Origin of the sequence: Lichenicola cladoniae (assembly GCF_013201075.1) — a bacterium.
Classification (GTDB): domain Bacteria; phylum Pseudomonadota; class Alphaproteobacteria; order Acetobacterales; family Acetobacteraceae; genus Lichenicola; species Lichenicola cladoniae.
In genome coordinates this window covers 2,869,689-2,889,751 of the sequence record NZ_CP053708.1, presented here as the reverse complement: position 1 = coordinate 2,889,751, position 20,063 = coordinate 2,869,689, and the positions used below count along the sequence as shown (strand labels likewise).

Genomic DNA, 20,063 nt, shown 5'->3' with positions numbered 1-20,063 from the left:
TGTCAAGGCAGTTGCCACCCGATCGCGCCCGCCCTATAAGCCGGCCGCCGCACGCCTTTGGAGAGGTGCCAGAGCGGTCGATCGGGGCGGTCTCGAAAACCGTTGTGCCTTCACCGGTACCGTGGGTTCGAATCCCACCCTCTCCGCCAAGCTATTGTTATTGCTTGGAAATCTTAGAAATTCGGCTTGAAAGCGTCCTTTGTGATAGGGGGATGTGATAGGCGCGAATCTGGGAACGCTGGTTTACCGGCGTGGCGATACCTACTCATTCCGATGCTGGGTGCCTTTGAGGCTGTCTGGGTGCGTGCCGGGTCGGCATGTCATTCGACGGCTGAAGACCAGCGATGCCGCGACTGCCCGCTTCCTAGCGGCTTCCATAAGCCTCAGACTCGATGGGCTATGGAGTGAGCTGGCGATGGGTGGTCCCGAGAACGAGATCAAGCGACTGATCGGACACTGGTTCGAACGGCAGCTTGAGGTCGCGTGGAAGCAGTTCACCGCTGGGACTCAGGTTGCGGCGCTGGTTGCTGACATTGACGATCCCGGCGAGCAACGGGCACAGAGCCGCCACTTGATGAGTGAGCTGGCGGATCAGCGTTACGATCGGCTGTCAGAGAGCTATCACGCCAAGGATTACCGCGACGCCTATCCAGCAGTTCGCGAAATTCTTAGCGAGCTGGACGCGCCCATAGCCGAGGACGACCGGCGATTCACGCTTATCGCCCGCGAGGTCGTGCTGGGTGAGGGCGAGCTGGCGAATGCTCAGGTGCATTGGGCAGAAGGCCAGGAAGATCATACCCCGGCTTGGACGCCTGATCTTCCAGAGGCGTTGTTTCCCCGCCCGGTGCCGGTTGTGATGCCAGCGGCAGCGGTTGTTGCTCCGTCTCCTGTAGACGCAGGTCCGAAGGCGTCTGGGGTGACGTTGAGCCAAGTCTTTGAGCGCTATACGAGCGCCAGCCATATGACGGCAGGGACCAAAGTTGACTTCGGGGTGTCCATACGGCGGTTCATCGAGGTTCATGGCGACCTAGACCTTCACCATATCCAGAAGCGCCATGTGATTGAGTTCCGGGACGCCATGATCCGGTTGCCGAGGAATGGCGGGCGCGGGTTAACGGTGCCGCAACTTCTGGCGGCGAGCGACGGGAAGGACGTTCCCCGGCTGGCCCCGACTACGATCAATGAGAAGTCGCTGGCGGCGTTGAAGGCGACGCTCAACTACGCGCTCGATAGCGATCTGGTTCGAGAGAACGTGGCAGCGCGGGTAGCGGTTAAGGTGAAGAAGAACGCCGGGCCGAGTCGTCTTCCATACGATCCGGCTGATCTTCAAACCATTTTCGCCTTGCCGATCTTCACGGTGGGCGATCGACCCGTTGCGGGCGGCGGCGAGGCGGCGATCTGGTTGCCGATCCTTGCTCTTTTCACCGGTGCACGGCTGGATGAGCTGGGCACGCTTACGGTTGGCGACGTGCGGGAACGGGATGGCGTCCGATTCCTGTTCATCAAGGATGGGAAGACCATCAATGCAAGGCGCAAGATCCCCATCCATAGTGAGGTCATACGACTAGGCTTCCTCGACTACGTGAAGACACGGGGATCGCGGCCCGATACCTACGTCTTCCCATCTGTTCGAAGCGATCTGGACGAGGCAACAGCGCCGTTCTCGAAATGGTGGGGCCGTTATGCCCGCAAGGCGATCCCGGACACGCGCAAGGTCTTCCATTCGTTCCGACACACAGCCAAGCTCGCGCTACGGAACGCAGGGGTGGACAAGACCCTACGTGATGCCATTCAGGGTCATGATCCCGGCGACGTTGCCGAACGCTATGGGCTGGACGAGGATGGCGAAGGCTATTCGCTGTCTGTGATTGCAGAAGCCGTCGAGAAGATCAGCTATCCGGGCCTTTCTATCGCGATCTCGTTCCCGCCTCTTCGCAAGCACGCTAATACGGCCTCTAGCTCCTGATGGAGCCTCTGGTCGTGAGCAAATTTGATTTAAATTAGTTAACGAAATCGTGAGCAGTCTAGAAAACAGGATCTTCTCTATTATAACAATAACTATGAAAAATGATCGACTTAGAGTGCCTGTAGATGCGGACTACCTCGCGGCTATTGGTATGGCGACTTATTGTTTTGCAACGATGGAGTGGAACGCCGTCTATTGCGGTGAGAAGCTTAAGCCCGGCTACGTCAATGATGTTTCTACGAAGACGGCTGGTGTGATTGCCAATGAGATCCTTGGCTTCGCTCCGTTAGTCAGTGGTTCGATCAAGCAAGCGAGTTATCAAGCTGCCGTTAGTGAGCTTGTAGCGCTTGTGAAGCGTCGTAATGATCTCATGCATGCTAACCCTGCTACAATCGGAAATGACCAGCGCCTAGTCCGCAATGGCATTGCCCTGCAAATAAGTGATATCAACGATCTTGCGGACGATTTTACGGCCTGCTCACTGAAGCTGAATGAGTTGTTGCAGCACCTTCCTTAACCGTCTTCGGTATGTTTAGCTGCGGATAGCTGTGCGCAGTGCCCCAGGCTGGTTAACGTGTTTGGTTACAATATCGATGATCATCTTTTCTCCGTCGAACCTGGGCTGGCTGGCCGTAGCTGTCTGGTTCTGACCGGTCTGGTTGTGGAAGTTGATGGAGATCGGCGGCGAGCTGGGGCCTGCTGCGGTCGAGCTGGTGCCGCCACCGACGTTTGCCGGCGAGCCGATGTTGTAGTTGTAGTTCGCCGGGGCTCCGTGGCTGCTGCCGAGATCCGAGGGCGGTGTCATGCGTGATGCCGAGAACGCACTGACTACCTGACTGAGTGCTGCCATAGACGCTGCCTGCGAACCGATCGCCTCCATCTGACCAGCGGTGAACACGCCCTCGCCCTTCTGCAAGATCGCAGGAACTTCCCCGCCAACGATGCCGTCTGTGTGGTAGCGGGGTGCGTTGGCAAACAGAGAAGCCGGCACGTTCCGCATGAATGTCGGCTCGCTGCCGACAATGCCGCCCTTGTGGTGGCCAGCGGCGTTTACGAACGCAACCTCGCCTGACGACATGCCGGCAGTCGGCAGTCCTGCCGCTGCGCCGAAGATGCCGGTTGCTGCTGTGGTCAGGAGACCGAGGATGCCGCCGGTCGAGCCGCCTGCCATCTTGAGCAACGGCGACAGAGCTGCCTGCAGGGCGATTTTCTCCAGCTCCTTGATGACGGAACTCGCGTAGTCGGACCATGCTGATTTGCCGCCGTTGAGGCTATCGACCGTCGCGTCAACGAAGCCGCTGGCGAACGATGCCGTTGCGGTATCCATAGCGGCGGTCGTGTCTGCCCATGTCCGACCCAGCTTCTCAGTCTGAGATTCGGTCTGTCGCAACGCTTCCTGGGTCTTGGCGGTGATGTATGCGTTGGTCTGATCCGTGAGCCGCTTCTTATCGTCGGCATTGGTCACATAGAGATCGATCGTCTGCTGGAGCGCTTTGCCCTCTTCGGACACCTCGGCGAGTGCTGCTGTCCTGCGTCCGGTGAACGTATCGTCCCAGCTTTTCCGGATCGTCAGCGTCGCGGTGGAATTGGCTGTCACCTGCTGCTGGATGAGGGCCTGGGCTTCCGTGCTCGTTGCCTTCGCGGCATCGCTGCTGGCTTCGATCCCGCGCTCCGGGTTGCTGGTGTCGGCGGTCGCGGTGCGGACAAGCGCGTCCTGCTGGCGCTTGTAATTATCGATCTGGCGCTGCAACGCACTGCGCGCACCATCGCCGGATTCCGCCTGTGCGGTGGCGGCATCTTCGCTTGCCTTGGCAACGTTGCCCTGTAGACGCTGCAAGGCTTCCTGTGCTGCCTCGGCTCGTTTCTGAGCTGCGGTTGCTACGTCGAGCTGCGCGGCATAGGCCAGGATGGCGGCACCCTGAGCCTTGACCGAGGGCGATGCCGTTTTGAGTTTCTCGGTCCATTCCGCAACGGCTGTTCCGCTGCCATGGATCGATGCCGTTGCCTCTGCCACCTTCGCCTTGAGGTCGGTTAATACGTTGATGCCCGGCTGTGCAGCCTTGATGGCCTTGGACGATGCTGTGAGCTGCGCGGCGGTGGTATCGGCGGTGCTGATCTGGTTCGCCTCGGAAACGGATGCGGGCGAGCTGCCGTGATCCTTCAGGAATTTCTCGCGGGTCTGGCGGATGCGCTCATTGGCTTCGGCGAGACCGTGATCATTGGCAGCACGACCGGCTGCTGCTGCCTGAGCAAGTTTGAGCCTGTTCTGTGCCTCGGCGACATCCTTTTGTCCCTGAGCTGCCAGGAGCGCGTTGTTCCCTGCTGTCAGGGCGTCCATCTGAGTAGCGGATAGATCGATGCCCTTGCCGGTCTTGTCGGCGGGGTCGGCTTTCAGGAGAATGTCGGTCAGCTTCGCCTGTGCGCCACCGAGATTCGCGGCGCTGGCCTTCACAAGTTCCTCGTTGAGGGTAGCAATCGCCTGAGCGGCTGGCGTGGCCTTCTGGCGCAACAGGTCAAGCAACTGGGAAGCGTGCAGCACGCCATCGTTATACGGCACGGTAACGTCCTGCCCGCGTGCCAGCGCTGCCGTCAGCGTCTCGATTTCGGGTGTGGTCTTGGAATGCTCCAGGCCAAGGGCGTTCATCGCCTTGCTTGCAGCTTCCACTGCGACCGCTTGGTCGTTTGAAACCTTGTTGGCCCTGGCAGTCGCATCGCTGGCGGCATTCTGCGTGTCGAGCTGGCGCTGCAATCCGTCACGATACGCCACGGCATCGGCGAGTGATGCTCTGATCGCGCCCTTGTCGTCAGGAAGCCCGAACGCGGTTGCGGTGGTCGGCTTCGAAAGCTGGGCCTGGAAGTTGGCCACTTCCCGATTGGCTTCGGCAAGCTTCGGCGTGATCGAGCTGTCAACGGCATGGTCGAGACTGGATACGACCGATGCCCAAAACCTATCCCAGCGAGCAAGCGTCTGTGACGCGCCGAGGGTCTGATCGATATCGGCAGCGAGCTTGTTCAGGCTGTCCGTCAGCGCCGTGCGAGATGACTCCAAGGTGCGGGGTATCGAGTTGAACGTAGCATCGACGTTGACCTTCATCTTCTCCAGGGCGGCGACAACGCGGGCGCTGGTCAGCTCGCCGGCGCCTGCCATTGCCTCCAGTGCCCCGGTCGTCACGCCAACGGCTTTTGCCAAGGCGGCGAGCAATGCGGGGCTGTCCTGTCCGACGATCTTGAGCTGACGAAGGTTGATAGCACCGATGGCTAGTCCCTCATTCAGCTCACGCACGGCACGCGCCGATGCTGCGCCGCTGGTGCCGCTGATCGTGGCCAGCTCTGACAAGGTGGTGGCGAGATCGAGCACCTGTGCCTTCGTCTGGCCGATCGGACCAAGGCTGGTGAACATCTGGGTGAACTGCTTCGTCAGGTCGGCAGTCGCGGTGCCGGTCCTGATCGCGGCGGCGGTGATCGCGTCATACGTCGTCGCGGCCTCGGCGCGTGTGCTGCCGGTGGTCGCCTGGATCTGGTTGAGTGCTGCCGTCATGGCGTCGCCGGCAGTTATCACTTCAGCGAACGCGGCAGAGATCTTCTCGAATCCGGTGATGGCTATCTCGGCGGCGGTGCCGATGCCGATCAGGCCCCCGGCGATGCCAGCGAGACTGCCTAGACTGATGCCTAAAGTATTTTTGCCAGCTCCAGCGGCACCTATGCCACCGCTTGCTGTCTTTAGTGCCGACATGGCTGCCGCCTGGGCATTGATGGCCTGAGTTGTCGCTGCTGATGCCGCCTGCATCTGCTTCATGGCGACGACGTTCGCGTTGAGTGAGCTGGTCGCACTGGCGGCAGCAGCAGCAAGAGCCGATCCCCAGCCCTGTGCTGCTGCGCCGGCAGTGGCGAAGGTGGCACCGCTTCCCTGTGCGATGGTGCGAAGGCTCTGGATGGCCTTCTCGGCGTTGGTGGCAGCTTTGGTGGCATTGGCCATGCCGAGTGTGAAGCCGGTGCTGTCGAGCGTGAGGACGACGGCTAGACTTCCGAGTGATCCCGGCATGATGGCAATCCTTACGGTGTCGCAGAGCGAACAGGACCGCCCTGGCTCGAACGGGGCAGGCTTCCGGCTTTCAGTGCGTCGCTGATGCGTGACGGTCCGACATCCCGCTTGGCGACCGTGTTCACACCATGCGGCTTGTGCGTGTCGCGATGGTTCAACGATACGGGTGCCGCGCCATCTTCGGACTGGCTCTGGGTGCCGTGCCGCTCGTGGAGTGCCACCGCAATACGATCGATGCCAGCGCCTACATGAACCGGGACCGGCTTCTGCGCGGTGCCGCTCTTGAGACGGCTGGCGCGCATGATGCTGGTGCGCTCAGGATCGGCATCGATGATCGCACGCATCGCAGTATCGAATGAGACCGGCTCGCCGGCACCGTCAACCATAGGCGATCGGCCTTCTGTTCCGTGCGGCGCGTCGTATGCAATGACCTTGCCGTTCTCGGTGCTGAACCTGTCTTCAAAAAGCTTGCGCGCCTTGCTTCCGGTGAACACGGTCTCGTCGGCAATGAACTTCGAGCCGGCGAAGGCTGCGCCGAGTGTCAGGTCGGCAATGATGCTGTTGCGCTCCTTGAGCGCGTTGCCGCTGGCGGCGAGCTGGTCATGCACCGTCTGGAGTTCGGCCTTGTTCGCCGCGATCAGGTTCGCCCGAATGCCGTTCCAGTTTTCAGCGGTGATCGCCTTATCCTGATCGGCGGCAGCGACGGCAGCGGCGGATGCTGCCATGGAGGTTTTGAGGGCGGCGAGGTCGGCGTGGTAAGTGTCAGGATTGATTCCGGCGGCTTCAAAAGCTGCAAGCCGCTCGCTGGTTGCCTTCTTGCTCGCCCTGATATCGGCCTTGAGTGACATGAGTTCCTTGAGCAGCTTGTGAGCTTCCGGGCTCATGCTCTTGCCAGGTTCGGCTGTCGCCTCGGCGGCTGTTCCTTCGTCACCATCGGGCGCGAAGACAGGCATACCGCGCATGGTGCCGTGTCGCGGCTGGAAGATGCCGATGGCGCTATGTGCGCCGCTGGTGATGGTGGAGGCGGTCATAGTCGAGATTCCTAGATGCTGTGGAGTGATGCTGTCGGGGCACTTGGTCGGTTCTCGGCGAGGCGTGCGCGTAGGGGTCGCACGTCGTCGGGGCTGTCGATTGGCTCTGCGCTTCAACCAGCGTTTGGTGTTGCGGCTGGCCATCACGATGATTCGGTATGAATGGCAGTCTCGAGATCGTTCTCGGTTGCCGCCGCGAACCGCCTCGCATTCTCGAAATACATGTATTTGCGGGCCTGATGCTCGCGGTAGCTTTCAAGGTCGGCGGCGGTGCTGACCGTGAAGTATCGCGGCCAAGACGGTTCGTAGCTGATCGTCCACTCAACTCCGTCTGGCGCGTTGACCCAGAGCGTAGTGATCGGCTCGACCTCGCCCCGGTCCAGTTCACCACGGAGATACTTCTTGCCGGTGGTCGCCAGCGTGTGCGCCAGCAACTCGCGGACGAACGACAGGTCCATCGGCTCGTAGGTGAAACGGTGGTGCGCACCGATCAGCTTTCCATTGGCTGCCATCTTACGAGTTTCGAGAGGGGCGGCTGCTGTGTCCATGGTATATTATAACCTAACGACGGTAAGATTGGAAGCATACAATCCAGATTGTTCTTTTACAGGTCGGGAAGAATACCAAAGTCATCATCCGGCAAGAGGTGTGATCTTGCGTAGGTATAGTGCTCACGAGTATCCGCGTAGGACATCGGCATGATGGCTGTGACAGGTCTGCTAGCTCGTCTGGCTCGCTCTGCTGAGTCCATCCAGCCAAGGTCTGCGGCAAGATCTTCCTCCGTGGTGAAGCCTGCCTTCTTAGCTGCACTGCGATTGAGGTTGTTCGACATACGGATGCGCCTGCCGGGCCGATCGGCGCTGGCCTGATATTCCGGCAAGTGGTTGTCGGGGTCGGCGCGATGTTCCGAGAGCGGCAGCAGTATGCCGTTAATTGAGGCTAGAGCGGTGCCTGTGACCGTCTTGCATGAATAGACCAGCTTGGTTTCAGCCTCGGCTACAGACAGGCCCACACGGCGAGCTGTGAGGATTTCTGCGTGCGTCTGATTTGTCGAGATGTGGATGGGCAACCGGCGGCAATCGCCTTCGGCGAAGTTGCCGGCCTTGCGAGCGTTCCAATCGGCGACAGAGATGCCGCAAAGATCCCGGAACCTATCTTCTATCCGGAAGCAGGCATCATCTAGCCTCTGCCGGTCGATGTAGACCAAGCTGTGCCAGTGGTAGCCGGTTCCCTTATTCTTCGGTCTTTCAGGGATCGCTATGTAAGTAGGTGTGATGCCTGCGAGCCGGAAGAGATTGTCCAGATTCTTGAATGCATGATCGCTGGCTGCGCCAATATCTGCCGGTGACTTGTAGAGAGGCAGGCAAGTCACATTGATCGTAATGAAGACGTTGGGCACGGTGCCAAGAGCCCTTGCGACCAAAAACGCCTGTCTGGCGCGGAGCGCCGTTCTGGCGGAAAGGTCGAGGGGGCTCGGTGCACGATACCTAACTTCCTTGGCTGCAAGGATCGGCGACGTAACTTCCTTGAACCTAACTTCCTCAGCTACAAGGATCGGTGACGTAACTTCCTTGGACTTAGGAGGTTCGGTCACGCTGAATGATGCTTCTGAGAGGGTAGTTTCAGGAGGCAGGATCTTCATTGCAGATAGTGATAATTCCGGTTTTAGGGGGGCGGATTCAAGTTCCGGAGCGAACACCCACGCCGGGCCAACGGGTGTAGGGTGGTGGGATGGCAGGGCAACGACGTAAGCTAACGGTGTTTGATCGATCGATGATCGAGGTTCGCCTTTGTGATAGCTGGGGCGTGCGGGCGATTGCACGCGACTTGGATCGCTCTGCGGGCATGATTTCGGACGAGATCAATCGGCATGGCGGCGCGACCTCCTACCGGGCGCAGGCTGCGGCGACGCAGGCCGAGGCAGATCGTCGCCTGACTGGACGCAGGCCTGTTCTGGCGCATGATGGTGAGCTGTTCGGCCGTGTGGCGGGGCTTTTGCGTCTGGGTTGGTCCCCCGAGCAGATATCGGGCAGGCGTAAGCGGATGGAGGCGGGAACGGAGCAGCCACCTGGTCTGTCGGTATCGCACGAGGCAATCTACACGGCGATTTACGCCTTGCCGCGCGGTGAACTACGCCGTGAGCTGATCTCGTATTTGCGACAGGACAAGCCAATGCGCGGCCGCAAGCCAAAGGGCAGCGAACGCCGCGGCAAACTTTGCAACATGACCAACATCAAGGAACGACCTGAGGAAATCGAGGGCCGGCTGGTCCCGGGCCATTGGGAAGGCGATCTTATTCTGGGCACCGGCGGAGCGAGTGCCATCGGCACGTTGGTCGAGCGGACAAGCCGCTTTGTGGTGCTGGTGCACATGCCTACGCGCAAGTCCGATGTGGTGGCGAGCGCTTTCTCCGGCGCGCTGAATGCCATTCCCGCATCTTTGCGCAAGACGCTGACCTACGACCAAGGCAAGGAAATGGCACAGCACGAAAGCGTGGCGCTGAGCACTGGCATGAGGATCTTCTTCGCCGACCCTCACTCACCTTGGCAGCGTGGCTCCAACGAAAACACCAATGGTCTGCTGCGCCAGTATTTCCCGAAAGGCACGGCTCTGTCGGGCTTGGATCAGGACGATCTCGACATCGTTGCCGACAGCCTGAATAGCCGTCCTCGAAAGACGCTCGACTACGCGACGCCAAGCGAGCAATTCAGCATGTTGCTGGCCGGGCAGGCTGGTGTAAACAAAGTCTTCGGCGTGGGTGTTCGCTCCGGAACTTGAATCCGCCGGGTGAAAAGGGGGCCTCTCTAAAGGCGATGCTAGTCAAGGGGTCACTTCCGTCAACAAAAACAACGGGTTCACTGCCTTTTCGGGGCTGCGTAACTTCCTCACCTACAAGGCTCGGCGAGCTAATTATCTCCAAAATGCTCGGCGACGTAACTTCCTCACCTACAAGGATCGGTGACGTAACTTCCTTGGACCTAACTTCCTCACCTACAAGGATACGTGCGGAACTGGCCAGTTCGGCGCGCTCAAACATCCGGTCGATTGCAGCAATGGTCTTGGCATCGAGCGGTATCTGTTTAGGCGGAACGTCATCGGCGGGACGGTCATCGGTGCGGATCACTATGCGCGGGAGCACCAGCTTGAACGGCTTCGCGCTTTTGGACGTGAAGAGACCCGCGACCATCTCATCAAGTGTTCGCCTGCCAGTGGCAGCGAGATCGGGTTCAGCGGCGTCGGCGGACATCGGCGGGCAATCCTTGGCGGGTGGAGGTAGCGGGCTGGCAGAGATCCCCACTCTTTCTCTCTGCCAGCCCTGTCGAGACATGACCCTCGATATGCGAACCATAGCCTATATAGCTAATATTGTAGTGAAATTAATGAACCACGAACATTATAAGTGTCTCTTTCGCTGACTGTGAGTCTTCCCGGCAACAGTTGCCTTTAAGGCTATAAATACGGCCTTTGAAGCCAGTGGCTTCGGGTATATCCCGGCCCGTAGGCGAGGAAGCCCTGAACTATGGCTGTTAAGACTACCAAGGCCCGGCAGACGGCACCGACGATCAAGCCGAGCCATCTCCGGTGGATGCTCACGCAGGCCCGTTACTCGCAGGTCGAGTTCGCTGTCCTGATCGGTGTCCAGCCTGCCCAGGTGAACAGGTGGCTACGTGGCAAGCCTGCCATTCCGCCTGGAGTTGGGCTGATCGCCGCTGCCCTGATGAAGCTGGATGCGAGGGTGCTGATCGAAACGATCAGGGAGGCAGAGCTGGATGCCGACCTAGCGGAGCTGACGCGGGTGCAGCAGGCAGGGTGACGACGATCGGGGCACAACACCCGGTCGTCGTCGCCTAGAAGGTAACACAGGTTGAAAGAACAGAAAATGCCAACCATCTGTTAACCAACCATAAAAAAAGTAAGTAAGTAGCTAGTTATAATAAAAGATTGGAATTATTACGAAACAAGCTACTTCAAGTCTATGCGACAACTTGAAATAGGATTAGTGAGTAGCCCACTGCCGGGGCACAACTGGAAGTCGTCTTAACCACCCGGCAATGTAGGTTCTCAATACATGCTCGCTCATGCGCATACTGCCAACACCACGCTCTATATGGATCTTGAGGCTGATGCCGATCGGCTGGTTGCCGCCGTTCACGTCCAGGACCTTGCCCTTAATAGCCGGGTGAAGGTTCTCCAGGTGGTCGAGGCTGACGGCGGCACCTGGATAAGGACCATCGTTGGCGAGGACGATCGGGCGAGTTGGTGCCGGGCTGGCTGACTGATTCCGATTGCAGATTCGGAACGATAGCCGCCCGGATTCTGGTGTCGGTGTCATTCCGGATACAATCTAAGTTTGCCTAGAAAGATCGGCTGCTTTGCCAATTCCTGCCCGATAGGTCCGTTCGCTGCGGGGCTGCTGGAGGTCAGACGGACGCGACGGGAGAAAGACGATGCTGCTTTATCATTACACTTCGCTGACCAGGCTAGGGCCCATTAGCGTTCATGGCCTTTGGAAGGGCGATGTAGTTCTCGGAACAGAGCGTCCGGGCGAGCTACTTGCAACTGCAAATGCTGTATGGCTGACGACAGACACATGCTTTAAAGAGCACGGCCTTTCGAAGGAAAAGCGTGAAGTTAGACTGACTGTTGACATATCTAACAGCGATGATCGTCTAACTGCATGGGTGCCGTGGGCGCGGAAGAATGTGAACCCTGTCTGGTTTGCTGGTCTGGTCGACTCCGGTGGCGGTGACCGTAAGGCGGAAACCTGGTTCATCTATGACGGCATCATCCCCGCTTACTGGATTAAGAAGGCGGCACGAGTTGGAACTGGCAGGCTCATCACTCGCTGGGCCGATGGTCGCATCATCGGACGACCCGATGGTCGAACATCCAAAATGCTGAAGGACTGGTCCGACTTCACTGCAAGCCGGCCCCGCCTAGTCGCCTGAGATTGTCGATCTGAAATCATGCTGCCCGGATTTTTGGGAAGCACCTCCGGAGTAGCTACCGGAAGCCTTGATTTGTTGCTTTGTAAATCAGCATGTTTTTAGAGTCACCTTCCGGTAGAGCCCTTTTTCACCACCTAAGACTTTACCCTTTCGTGAGCGTCTCTGCCGTCAGTCCTTGCTGGGTGGTGACACGACGTGGCAGTGCGACCACGTAGCCAGCGCCGATCAATGCGTCAGCGAGAAGCTCTGCCACGACGCCCGTCATGGTGCTGTGCATCGCCGCATCGGCTAGGCCCGGCCTACGTAGCTCAAGGGCTTCCTGTAGCGCGTCGGCGGTGGCGCGATAGTCCAGCGGGCGCAGTGAGGCGTTGAGGTCAACAGCATGTGGCATGGGTCGTTCTCCGGTTGCTCGGCTGAGAGCCTACCGACCAGATGAGAACGAATCAAGAACAAGAGTCGAGCAGTGGCTGTGCTGATGATCGAACTGCGCCTACGTGACGAGGGATTCGCAGGACGCATGACGGGGCACCGAGCCATGCACAATGACGGGAGTCACAGGCCATGAGGCAGGGCGTATCAACATGGACAACGAAGGTAGTCTAAGTTGATACGCGTAGGGGTCACATGGCACAGGGTCGGTTCGTTGCCTATTTTCGAGTCAGCACGGCGAAGCAGGGTCAGTCTGGTCTCGGTCTCGCTGCACAGAGTGCCGCGGTGCAAGCCTACCTGAACGGCGGCGACTGGAAGCTGCTGGGTCAGTTCACCGACGTTGAGAGCGGCAAGGCAGCGGATAACCGCCCTGAGCTGGCGAAGGCGATGGAGCTGGCCAAGCTGACGGGTTCGACGCTGGTGATCGCCAAGCTAGACCGGCTCAGCCGCAATGCCGCCTTCCTGATGAACCTAGCCGATGCTGGTGTAGACTTTGTTGCGGTGGACATGCCGAACGCGAACCGGCTGACGGTCGGGATCATGGCACTCGTCGCACAGCAGGAGCGCGAGGCGATCAGCGCACGCACGAAGGCAGCGCTGGCGGCGACCAAGGCCAAGGGCACCGTGCTCGGCGGCTGGCGCGGTGGCAGCAAGGTTGAGAGCGGCCTGGGATGTGATGCACAGAGCGATGCAGCCGATCGGCGCGCCGCCAGCCTGCATAGCCGCCTGAGCGAGATGCAGGGCCGTGGCCTGTCACTGCGTGCCATCGCCGCCGAGCTGTCTGGCAGCGAGATCCAAACGGCACGCGGTGGAGCCTGGACCGCCGCCGCGGTGCAGAGGGTGCTGGCCCGCCTCTAGGCGCAGCGAATTTCGAGGATAAATCAGACTGCACCAACGCACTCTTATCTACTTGCGAGATCTGGCGTTCGTTAGAGGGCAACGTGTTAGGACGCGCAGGCGGTCAGCACTTGACCCCTAGCGCTCGAGGTTACTCGTAACCATCTAGAATCTGGTTGCGTTAGAGTCCAGCGACTTTGATCATTAGTGCTGTTGATTGAGAAGCTCCATGGGATGCTTTGATATGCCGATTGCGGCCCGAGCAGTAGGGTGCGACTATCTGGCAATGAATCGTGATTATCTACTTGAATTCGAGGCCATTCTAGTCGGTCAGGAATGTGCGATCAGTCGTCGGGAGCATGATTGGCTTTTCGCCCTCTCCGGTGACGGAGACCTAGCGGTTAGCGTTCCATGGAGGGTTGTTTCCCAGGGATGCATCGAGTTCGGGTCGGAGGATCATGGGCATCTGTTCGGCTTATCAGTTCCAGTCGATGGCGAAGAGATGTGCCGCAAGCTTATCGGCAACAGGCTTGTCACCTCAGCGCGGGTCGACAGGCAGACGGCAGACCTTACGCTGCACTTTGGGTCCACGATCCGCATCGACATCTTCAACAATTCATCTGGCTACGAGGGATGGGACGCTGGTGTTGATGCGGGGTCCGAAAGCATGAGGGTGATCGCCCTCGGCGGCGGTAACGTAGCGGTGTTTTGTAAGCCTTAGATAGATCCAGAAGCTAATAGGCCCTAGGCAGGGGAAAGTATTCGCTGTGAAGTAGTCTGGCAGCAGCATCGGAACCATGCCACGCGTGGGTTTTACCTGTGCCCGGTTCCTTGGTCGGGTTCTGACGGGCGCTACACATCATGCCATTAGCACACCTGCTATCAGGAGTGGACTAAGTCACCAAACAAATTCTTAAGAAACTTGTAATAGCGGCAGATATTTTTGCATGAATCGAAAGGACGCACTCAAATACTTTTGAAGGGCCTGATCATTACGAGCCTTCACCGCTGCTTTTCCATGAGCGATGTTGTCGCGGTCGGTAATCAAATCTCTAAAAACCTTTACATCTGCGGCTAAGGAAACTGTGGCGTTATTTAACAGGTCCTTGTTCCTGGAAAACGTCTTCATCTTATGTATCATCCGCGCCTTGTTCTCACCAATTTCAAACATAAGTGCAAGATTTAATATACATTGTGAATCACTATGACCTTTGTAATCTTCTATAGCCGCTAGAAAGAAAGATAAGCATGGATCCGGTTCAATGTTTTGCTGAAGACAAAGGCCAACGTTTTTCCAAGCATCGGCGCCTAACGGCTCTTCAATGTTTATCAGCTGTTGGACACTAGCCATACCAGCCCAGGTTGACTCTAGAGGGCCTATATCGCGAGCGCTAGAAACCTCGCGCGGTCGGAAACTCTGGTCCATGTCGAAGCGAAGACGGATCCCGGTATCAAAGAAATTAGTTGGAGATGCGACCCACCACTGCCGAGTATATTGCCGAACCAGTTTCAAAAATCTCTGGAGAACAGAAGATACATCCTCACTATTGATTGCATCAATGCGAATGCCGTAGCAGACATTCCAACCCTCTTTCGTTACGTCAACACGTAGGCCTTTCGTCGCATGATCAGGTATGGCAACATAATTATTTACATGATCACTTCCCATCGGAACGAGGACTTCATCTAACACAGACGCTAAAGACGATTTCTTATTGAGATCAAACGGCGGATATATTCGAAATCGAGGTGTAGTGATAACTTGGACTGGGTTCCTGAAACAGGCAATTGGAGACCGCAGCTCAAAGATGAAGCTGCGCCACCCCTGGAGCGCGACCCTGGTTGGATCGTGTTTGATTTGTTCTGAACTGAGTGGCCATAAGTCGAGGTTGCCGTTCTCCTCAAATCTTGCAACAACCGAGTAATAAGTTGTGGTGCGATCCCAGGCGGGCTCAGGTGACTGCTCTGATGATACCATGATCTTTACACTGGCTGACGTTTAGTGAGGTATATTACGACCGGTTTATCTCGGGCCTGTCAACGTTCGATCTAGTTTCGTGCGGCAGAAAGACGGAGGACGCCCATGAAGTAACGCGCGGTCTTCCCACATTGTGTGACAACCGCACGCCGTTCCTTAGCCTGGTCCACAGTCGCTCGACTTAGTTTCGTTCTGTGTAGATCCAGGAAGGACAGAGAAGCGCCCCCTCGATTGGGCGGGATGGATGCCTTACCTGCCACCGTTTTGGTTTCCACAGGCTATTCCGTGCATCGTAGATTGGCGCCCCTAGCCTTTAGCGCCCGTGATGATGACCTGGAGGTCCCCGATAGAGCGGCTAGACGGTTGGCGCATGTTATGGAGAGGCTGTCACCCTTGCGGATGAAGTTTAGGAGGGTTCGCAGCTTGGTCCACTCAGTGGCGCTGGTGCCCGACGTTTTATCCTCGCGAATGATGGAGCAACCGGCCGGCATGAGGGCGTCGCGTAGGATGGTTAGGTCCTGGTTGCTAGCGCTGATGCGGGCGTAGCCGCAGACGCTGACCATCAAGCGGTTCCGTCTCGTTTGGGTTGGGACCATCCTTAATAGCTTCCCGACTTATCGTTGGAATCCCTAACGAGACAGGTAAACCCTGGGAGGACTGTCTCGCCGGGACGCATCGAATGCGTATACCCAAATGAGACGGAAACATGCACGTCTAGGCTGCGAGATCCAGGTCGAACCCTTCGATGTGATCCGGCTCGGCTTCATCGTCGGGCTGGTCAAGCTGCTGGTCGGGGTCGTCCAGGTGGTCAGGGTCAGCAAGCGGGTTCAGGTCGAACAGCGCCTGCTCAAGGCGCAACGACTTGGTTTCCAGGGTGGTCATGTCACGGATCGGCAGCTCGGGCAGGATGGCATCGGACTGGCTGTTCTCGCGGTCCATTCTCAATACTGTGCGCCTGATCTTGTTCACGCGCTCTGCCACGGTCGCCGCCTGATCGAGCATCCGCACGGTGGCTGCTACGTCATGCGGGGTGGTCGGCAGGGTCATCACCGCAAGACTGGCCTGGAGCATCCTCTGGATCATGAGTGCGCCGCTGAGAGCCGCCGCGTTGGTGGCTATGATGCGGGCCTCCGTCTCTGCCGTGGTGGGCTTGCCGGCGCCGATCGGCGGCTCCGGGGCGAGCTTGATGCCGGCGACGGCAGCAGCGGCGGCAGCGATACCAGCACCGGGCTTGAAGGATGCTGTGCGGACTTTGCCTGCCGCACGCACCTTCTGGGCAATCGAGCTGGTCGAGACGCTGTAACGTGCGCTAAGTTCCGGTATTGTGGTGACGCCGGATGCATATCGATCAATAATGCAGGACCACTCGTCTTTAGTCAGCTTGGTGTAGCGGCGTGCCATGGCAGTTTATGCTTTTCGGATTGTATGATTCGCCTATTATATACTATTGTCTGGTCTGAGATTGGATGAATTGCAGGCTTGTAGCACCTGGTTGTGTGGTTAGGATTTTGCCTGCCTCCCGACACTTGGCCAGTCACCAGCTCCAGGTGCTTCCTATCGTCATGCACGAGGTCGAGCACGCTCTATAGGCGCCTTTGAGCGGTGTTGCAGCCATCCCTGAGAGCATCGTCGTGTAGGTCGTCGGGATGCTATTCGGCCTGATCGGGTGCTGAAGGGTCTCCGGGAGAATACCGGTCGAGTGGAGATCGAGGGGACATTGCTGACGCGCATGGACACCGACAGCGACGTCCTCAGCCTTATGGGGCCGGCATAGGTGCCATAAAAGCTAATGATCCCGGCATAATGGATGGTGTGTTCAAAGGGCGCACTTCCAGAGGTTGTGCACGCCACTTCTGTAATTTTAGTTGAATCGCGCGCTTGCGCAGCGATACCCTTTTATTAGGCAGTCGCAATTGATTCTCGACCCACTAGCTAGTCTGCTCGGGTTTTATGACACGGGAATCTAAAAGCCGGAGGTTTGCCATGTCTAAGGCAAGACCGAAGGTTACTCTTGGCGAAGTTGCTTCCCTTATTCGGGCGGCAACAGGAGCACTGAACGCGGTCGTCGCGGCCTCAGTGCTCCTGCACCATTTGTAGCCTTTAACAAGGGAGCGGGGTGATCTTTGGTCGGTGAACCCCAATCCTCTAATCGGAACGTTAAAACAGACTCGTTTTCCAGCGCAAATAAAAACCATAACTTTTTAGCGTAATTCGGTTGTCAATCTGACAACCCTTTGGACAAGCGAACTAACTTGCTCGTTCCGATTGAGACGGTGGTCTAGCTTTTGGTCTGCGCGTCCGTGAGCCAGCTCTGCATGATCTTGGCGACTACCTCGCCCATGGTGGTTCCATCGGTGGCACAACGCGCCTTGAACTGGCGGTGCAGCTCGGTCGGGATGTCTACCGTGGGCCGTGAGAGGTCGGGCTTAGCTGCTGGAGCTGGAGCTGGAGCTGGAGCCGGTGCTGCGATGCCCTTCACGAACCTGTCTGCTGCGTCATCGTCGTGCTGGCGGTTCGGCTTGGGGAAGCGGGTCATGCAAGGAGTCCTTCGATCTCGGCGAGGATGGCTCTGATTTCGATAGCGGCGGCGCTGGAGGGCTGATCGATGATCGTTCCGCCTGCGGTGATCACCTTGGCGCAAGGGAAGCCTGGTGATCGAGGGCGAACGGTCGTTAAGAGGAGTGCGAGCCGTTGAACAAGATGTAGTGGAAAAACGAATCCGGATTGGCATATATAGTAGTCGGGATCGGTCATAGGAGGAAAGATATGGAGTTTTCAGATATTCCGGCTTGGCTCAGCACCGGCAGAGATGCGGTGGCTCTTCTAAAGGCAGCAGGAGGATTGCTGCCAAAGGGAGAGAAAAAGGCAGAGATCGAGGGCAAGATCGAGGATGCTGAGGTGGCCCTACGCAAGAGCAATGCGCTCCTGGCCAAAGATCTCGGTTTCCCGCTTTGCCAGTGCACTTTCCCATCGTCCATCATGCTCTGGAAGGAAGCCCAGAAGGCCCATGTCTGCCCGAACCTGGAGTGCGGACACATAAAGCCACGCGGCATGCAGATATCGCGGGAGGCAGTCGTGCAAGCCCATAGTAGGTCTGGCGGTGGATGGATGGCTAGATAAGCGCCCTTCCAAAACGAACATCCTAGATTAGGCTTGGCATCAAAAATCAGTGTTGTTACGGTAATGGCATGATACTTTCCAAGACAAAGTTCGCAGCGAGAATGCGTCGTCTGATCCCGGACTATGATGAAAATCATCCTGATCTTAATAGCTACGATGACGCCGCAGTGGCAGCGGAAGAAGTCAGGCGAGCCATGCCGGGTATTGGCTTTGCCTCAATGAGCAAGCGCTACAACGCATTTGTAGCCGTCTGCCGTCATCTCGACAGTATGATCGAGAAAGGGGAACTGACTGCTGACGGAGCCCAGCTCGCCATTGTCATCCTGCGCGTTGCTTCAAAGCCATTCGTAAAAGCTGCCGTTGCCTTTGACATCTACGGTCCCCGGCTACGTTTTGCCACTCGCGCTGATCTGCCGCGCACTGCACAGAGTTACATGGCTGATGTGCCGTTGCGTTAGGGGTGCGGTCGCAGCTCTTCCACGTGGCGCTTGATCTCCGTCTGGAAGTTACGTGGCCGGCTCGTGATCTGGCCTTGATGGTGCTTTCGAAATCGTCCTGGACTTCCTGTAGGCGACGCTCCAGGCGCTTGATCCGGTCGAACGTTGCCAAGGGACGGGAGCGCATGTTGTTCTGCTCACGTTGAAGCGGCGCACCTCGTCACGTAGCTCACAGAAGAATTCAGGGTCAGGTTTGCAGACCCGACAGGTCGGTAGTCACCCGCCGATCGCTACTAGTCGGGCGTTTAAAAGTCTCTTTTTTGCGGTTCAAGGTCAGTTTAGCGCCTCGTGTGCGGCACCAGCGATCTGCTTGCAGAGCAATTCATCAGTTTTCGGGCAAGCTGTGGTCGCATAGTGCTGGATCTTCTGGATCTGAGCGGTGTCCAAGGTGCCGTTGATGTGAGCCAGCACGAAGCCTCGAAGCTTCGGCTCCTTAACGATTTCATTGGCGAGCTGTGGTAGGGTTTGCCAGCTATCAGCGAGTATGCGCCCTACCGAATCAGATGAGCCCTCCTGCATCGATCCCTCGTCGCATGCATGAAAACGCGTCATGTAGGAGGCAACTTGATGCCAGTCGGCAAGCTGGGCGGCCAGCCCCTCCGCTGCATCGGCTTTGCCTTGCGGGCACGCCTTCGATTGCGCACATCCCATCTGTGCTGAACCCATGAGCATCATCAGGCCGGCAACAATTGTTCTAGCGTGCATGGTGAGCCTCGATGTGGACACCGTGCTGGGCGACCATCGCGCTGTTTCGAGTGACGGCGATTGTGGACAGCGGGTCGGAGCCGATGATCGCGGTGATCTTGCCCATAGCTTCATCGGTGGTGCGGATGCAGCCCATCGTCTGATGGGGAGGACCTGGCATAAAGACCGCAGCGGCTCGGCCTGAGTGAACCCCTACACCCGTATGACCGGGCACGTTGAACCGCAGGATGCCAAACGATCCGTATGGGCCATTCGGGTCGGACCTGTGAGGGTATCCCTTGTGCGTGTCTGCGAACGAGTAGGTTCCACTGGGCACGAAGTTCAGCGTGGCATGGCGGTCCGTGTTGTTATAGGCGGTCCAGGTGCCGACCGTGCGTCCGCCACGATCCTTGAAGGTTATCTGATGGGCCGTTCCATCGTAGCTCAGCGTTGACATGCTTCACCTTTGATAATGACCCTGGAACCAAACCCTACTCAGATCGAACCTCAATGTCATTACATCCAAGGGA

At 57.9% G+C, this 20,063-nt stretch carries 21 protein-coding genes, 1 tRNA gene and 1 pseudogene; 12 read left to right on the top strand and 11 right to left on the bottom strand.

Annotation, left to right across the window (positions count from 1 at the left end):
• Nucleotides 1-59 precede the first annotated feature (59 nt).
• The 4 genes and pseudogenes from HN018_RS13200 to HN018_RS13190 all read left to right on the top strand — a co-directional run bounded on the left by HN018_RS13200 (nt 60) and on the right by HN018_RS13190 (nt 2,483).
• Nucleotides 60-149, top strand: a tRNA-Ser gene (locus tag HN018_RS13200).
• Nucleotides 150-214: 65 nt separating this feature from the next.
• Nucleotides 215-400, top strand: a pseudogene (locus HN018_RS29390) (DUF6538 domain-containing protein); the annotation flags it as partial.
• Nucleotides 401-415: 15 nt separating this feature from the next.
• The gene (locus HN018_RS13195; RefSeq protein ID WP_171836589.1) at nt 416-1,966 is read left to right on the top strand and encodes a site-specific integrase; all 1,551 of its coding nucleotides are present in this window, start codon (nt 416-418) and stop codon (nt 1,964-1,966) included.
• A gap of 115 nt (nt 1,967-2,081) precedes the next feature.
• Entirely contained in the window at nt 2,082-2,483 is a 402-nt protein-coding gene (locus HN018_RS13190; protein WP_171836588.1) for a hypothetical protein, read from the top strand.
• A gap of 15 nt (nt 2,484-2,498) precedes the next feature.
• Here HN018_RS13190 and HN018_RS13185 read toward each other — a convergent pair whose 3' ends face one another.
• The 4 genes from HN018_RS13185 to HN018_RS13170 form a co-directional block, all read right to left on the bottom strand.
• The gene (locus HN018_RS13185; RefSeq protein WP_172443481.1) at nt 2,499-5,762 is read right to left on the bottom strand and encodes a tape measure protein; all 3,264 of its coding nucleotides are present in this window, start codon (nt 5,760-5,762) and stop codon (nt 2,499-2,501) included.
• A gap of 257 nt (nt 5,763-6,019) precedes the next feature.
• The gene (locus HN018_RS13180) at nt 6,020-7,039 is read right to left on the bottom strand and encodes a DUF6651 domain-containing protein (RefSeq protein WP_171836586.1); all 1,020 of its coding nucleotides are present in this window, start codon (nt 7,037-7,039) and stop codon (nt 6,020-6,022) included.
• A 143-nt stretch (nt 7,040-7,182) separates the two neighbouring features.
• Entirely contained in the window at nt 7,183-7,551 is a 369-nt protein-coding gene (locus tag HN018_RS13175) for a hypothetical protein (RefSeq protein ID WP_171836585.1), read from the bottom strand.
• A gap of 92 nt (nt 7,552-7,643) precedes the next feature.
• Nucleotides 7,644-8,681 (bottom strand): hypothetical protein, encoded by a 1,038-nt coding sequence (locus HN018_RS13170; RefSeq protein WP_171836584.1) that lies wholly within the window; start codon nt 8,679-8,681, stop codon nt 7,644-7,646.
• A gap of 89 nt (nt 8,682-8,770) precedes the next feature.
• Here HN018_RS13170 and HN018_RS13165 point away from each other — a divergent pair, with 89 nt between their 5' ends.
• The 4 genes from HN018_RS13165 to HN018_RS13150 all read left to right on the top strand — a co-directional run bounded on the left by HN018_RS13165 (nt 8,771) and on the right by HN018_RS13150 (nt 11,988).
• Nucleotides 8,771-9,817, top strand: coding sequence for an IS30 family transposase (locus HN018_RS13165; RefSeq protein WP_172443453.1), 1,047 nt, complete (start codon nt 8,771-8,773; stop codon nt 9,815-9,817).
• Nucleotides 9,818-10,559: 742 nt separating this feature from the next.
• On the top strand, nt 10,560-10,853 hold the full coding sequence (locus HN018_RS13160) for a helix-turn-helix domain-containing protein (protein WP_171836258.1): 294 nt from the start codon (nt 10,560-10,562) through the stop codon (nt 10,851-10,853).
• A 255-nt stretch (nt 10,854-11,108) separates the two neighbouring features.
• Nucleotides 11,109-11,315 (top strand): hypothetical protein, encoded by a 207-nt coding sequence (locus HN018_RS13155; protein WP_171836259.1) that lies wholly within the window; start codon nt 11,109-11,111, stop codon nt 11,313-11,315.
• A gap of 172 nt (nt 11,316-11,487) precedes the next feature.
• Nucleotides 11,488-11,988: a hypothetical protein gene (locus HN018_RS13150; protein WP_171836260.1), complete on the top strand. Its 501-nt coding sequence runs from the start codon at nt 11,488-11,490 to the stop codon at nt 11,986-11,988.
• 142 nt (nt 11,989-12,130) lie between these two features.
• On the opposite strand, the gene HN018_RS13145 is transcribed toward HN018_RS13150, so the two are convergent.
• Entirely contained in the window at nt 12,131-12,379 is a 249-nt protein-coding gene (locus HN018_RS13145) for a hypothetical protein (RefSeq protein WP_171836261.1), read from the bottom strand.
• 233 nt (nt 12,380-12,612) lie between these two features.
• Between HN018_RS13145 and HN018_RS13140 the strand changes: the two genes are divergently transcribed.
• Together HN018_RS13140 and HN018_RS13135 are read left to right on the top strand one after the other, a co-directional pair.
• Nucleotides 12,613-13,275 (top strand): recombinase family protein, encoded by a 663-nt coding sequence (locus HN018_RS13140; RefSeq protein WP_171836262.1) that lies wholly within the window; start codon nt 12,613-12,615, stop codon nt 13,273-13,275.
• A 223-nt stretch (nt 13,276-13,498) separates the two neighbouring features.
• Nucleotides 13,499-13,975 carry a hypothetical protein gene (locus HN018_RS13135; RefSeq protein WP_171836263.1) on the top strand — a complete coding sequence of 159 codons (477 nt, stop codon included), beginning with the start codon at nt 13,499-13,501 and terminating at the stop codon, nt 13,973-13,975.
• A 192-nt stretch (nt 13,976-14,167) separates the two neighbouring features.
• On the opposite strand, the gene HN018_RS13130 is transcribed toward HN018_RS13135, so the two are convergent.
• The 4 genes from HN018_RS13130 to HN018_RS13115 form a co-directional block, all read right to left on the bottom strand.
• Nucleotides 14,168-15,232 (bottom strand): hypothetical protein, encoded by a 1,065-nt coding sequence (locus HN018_RS13130; protein ID WP_171836264.1) that lies wholly within the window; start codon nt 15,230-15,232, stop codon nt 14,168-14,170.
• 278 nt (nt 15,233-15,510) lie between these two features.
• On the bottom strand, nt 15,511-15,795 hold the full coding sequence (locus HN018_RS29385; RefSeq protein ID WP_408886802.1) for a recombinase family protein: 285 nt from the start codon (nt 15,793-15,795) through the stop codon (nt 15,511-15,513).
• Between the two features lie 151 nt (nt 15,796-15,946).
• Nucleotides 15,947-16,633: a hypothetical protein gene (locus HN018_RS13120; RefSeq protein ID WP_171836266.1), complete on the bottom strand. Its 687-nt coding sequence runs from the start codon at nt 16,631-16,633 to the stop codon at nt 15,947-15,949.
• 877 nt (nt 16,634-17,510) lie between these two features.
• A complete protein-coding gene (locus HN018_RS13115) occupies nt 17,511-17,768 on the bottom strand; it encodes a plasmid partition protein ParG (RefSeq protein WP_171836267.1) in 258 nt (85 codons plus the stop codon).
• A 230-nt stretch (nt 17,769-17,998) separates the two neighbouring features.
• Here HN018_RS13115 and HN018_RS13110 point away from each other — a divergent pair, with 230 nt between their 5' ends.
• Together HN018_RS13110 and HN018_RS13105 are read left to right on the top strand one after the other, a co-directional pair.
• The gene (locus tag HN018_RS13110; protein ID WP_171836268.1) at nt 17,999-18,352 is read left to right on the top strand and encodes a hypothetical protein; all 354 of its coding nucleotides are present in this window, start codon (nt 17,999-18,001) and stop codon (nt 18,350-18,352) included.
• A gap of 101 nt (nt 18,353-18,453) precedes the next feature.
• On the top strand, nt 18,454-18,810 hold the full coding sequence (locus tag HN018_RS13105; RefSeq protein ID WP_171836269.1) for a hypothetical protein: 357 nt from the start codon (nt 18,454-18,456) through the stop codon (nt 18,808-18,810).
• A gap of 312 nt (nt 18,811-19,122) precedes the next feature.
• Here the strand turns inward: HN018_RS13105 and HN018_RS28460 are convergent, their stop codons facing one another.
• Nucleotides 19,123-19,554: a hypothetical protein gene (locus tag HN018_RS28460; protein ID WP_204259523.1), complete on the bottom strand. Its 432-nt coding sequence runs from the start codon at nt 19,552-19,554 to the stop codon at nt 19,123-19,125.
• Nucleotides 19,544-19,990, bottom strand: coding sequence for a L,D-transpeptidase (locus HN018_RS13095; RefSeq protein ID WP_171836270.1), 447 nt, complete (start codon nt 19,988-19,990; stop codon nt 19,544-19,546). The genes HN018_RS28460 and HN018_RS13095 overlap by 11 nt, the downstream gene beginning before the upstream one ends.
• Nucleotides 19,991-20,063 lie beyond the last annotated feature (73 nt).

Bases quoted from the DNA above. Each gene is read 5' to 3' on its own strand.
- HN018_RS13170 (WP_171836584.1), bottom strand. From the start codon at position 8,681: ATGAAGATCCTGCCTCCTGAAACTACCCTCTCAGAAGCATCATTCAGC.
- HN018_RS13120 (WP_171836266.1), bottom strand. From the start codon at position 16,633: ATGGCACGCCGCTACACCAAGCTGACTAAAGACGAGTGGTCCTGCATT.
- HN018_RS13130 (WP_171836264.1), bottom strand. From the start codon at position 15,232: ATGGTATCATCAGAGCAGTCACCTGAGCCCGCCTGGGATCGCACCACA.
- HN018_RS13185 (WP_172443481.1), bottom strand. From the start codon at position 5,762: ATGAAGCAGATGCAGGCGGCATCAGCAGCGACAACTCAGGCCATCAAT.
- HN018_RS13110 (WP_171836268.1), top strand. From the start codon at position 17,999: ATGGAGTTTTCAGATATTCCGGCTTGGCTCAGCACCGGCAGAGATGCG.
- HN018_RS13135 (WP_171836263.1), top strand. From the start codon at position 13,499: ATGCCGATTGCGGCCCGAGCAGTAGGGTGCGACTATCTGGCAATGAAT.
- HN018_RS13195 (WP_171836589.1), top strand. From the start codon at position 416: ATGGGTGGTCCCGAGAACGAGATCAAGCGACTGATCGGACACTGGTTC.
- HN018_RS13140 (WP_171836262.1), top strand. From the start codon at position 12,613: ATGGCACAGGGTCGGTTCGTTGCCTATTTTCGAGTCAGCACGGCGAAG.
- HN018_RS13095 (WP_171836270.1), bottom strand. From the start codon at position 19,990: ATGTCAACGCTGAGCTACGATGGAACGGCCCATCAGATAACCTTCAAG.
- HN018_RS13145 (WP_171836261.1), bottom strand. From the start codon at position 12,379: ATGCCACATGCTGTTGACCTCAACGCCTCACTGCGCCCGCTGGACTAT.
- HN018_RS13175 (WP_171836585.1), bottom strand. From the start codon at position 7,551: ATGGCAGCCAATGGAAAGCTGATCGGTGCGCACCACCGTTTCACCTAC.
- HN018_RS13155 (WP_171836259.1), top strand. From the start codon at position 11,109: ATGCTCGCTCATGCGCATACTGCCAACACCACGCTCTATATGGATCTT.
- HN018_RS13180 (WP_171836586.1), bottom strand. From the start codon at position 7,039: ATGACCGCCTCCACCATCACCAGCGGCGCACATAGCGCCATCGGCATC.
- HN018_RS13150 (WP_171836260.1), top strand. From the start codon at position 11,488: ATGCTGCTTTATCATTACACTTCGCTGACCAGGCTAGGGCCCATTAGC.
- HN018_RS29385 (WP_408886802.1), bottom strand. From the start codon at position 15,795: ATGGTCAGCGTCTGCGGCTACGCCCGCATCAGCGCTAGCAACCAGGAC.
- HN018_RS13165 (WP_172443453.1), top strand. From the start codon at position 8,771: ATGGCAGGGCAACGACGTAAGCTAACGGTGTTTGATCGATCGATGATC.
- HN018_RS13105 (WP_171836269.1), top strand. From the start codon at position 18,454: ATGCGTCGTCTGATCCCGGACTATGATGAAAATCATCCTGATCTTAAT.
- HN018_RS28460 (WP_204259523.1), bottom strand. From the start codon at position 19,554: ATGCACGCTAGAACAATTGTTGCCGGCCTGATGATGCTCATGGGTTCA.
- HN018_RS13160 (WP_171836258.1), top strand. From the start codon at position 10,560: ATGGCTGTTAAGACTACCAAGGCCCGGCAGACGGCACCGACGATCAAG.
- HN018_RS13115 (WP_171836267.1), bottom strand. From the start codon at position 17,768: ATGACCCGCTTCCCCAAGCCGAACCGCCAGCACGACGATGACGCAGCA.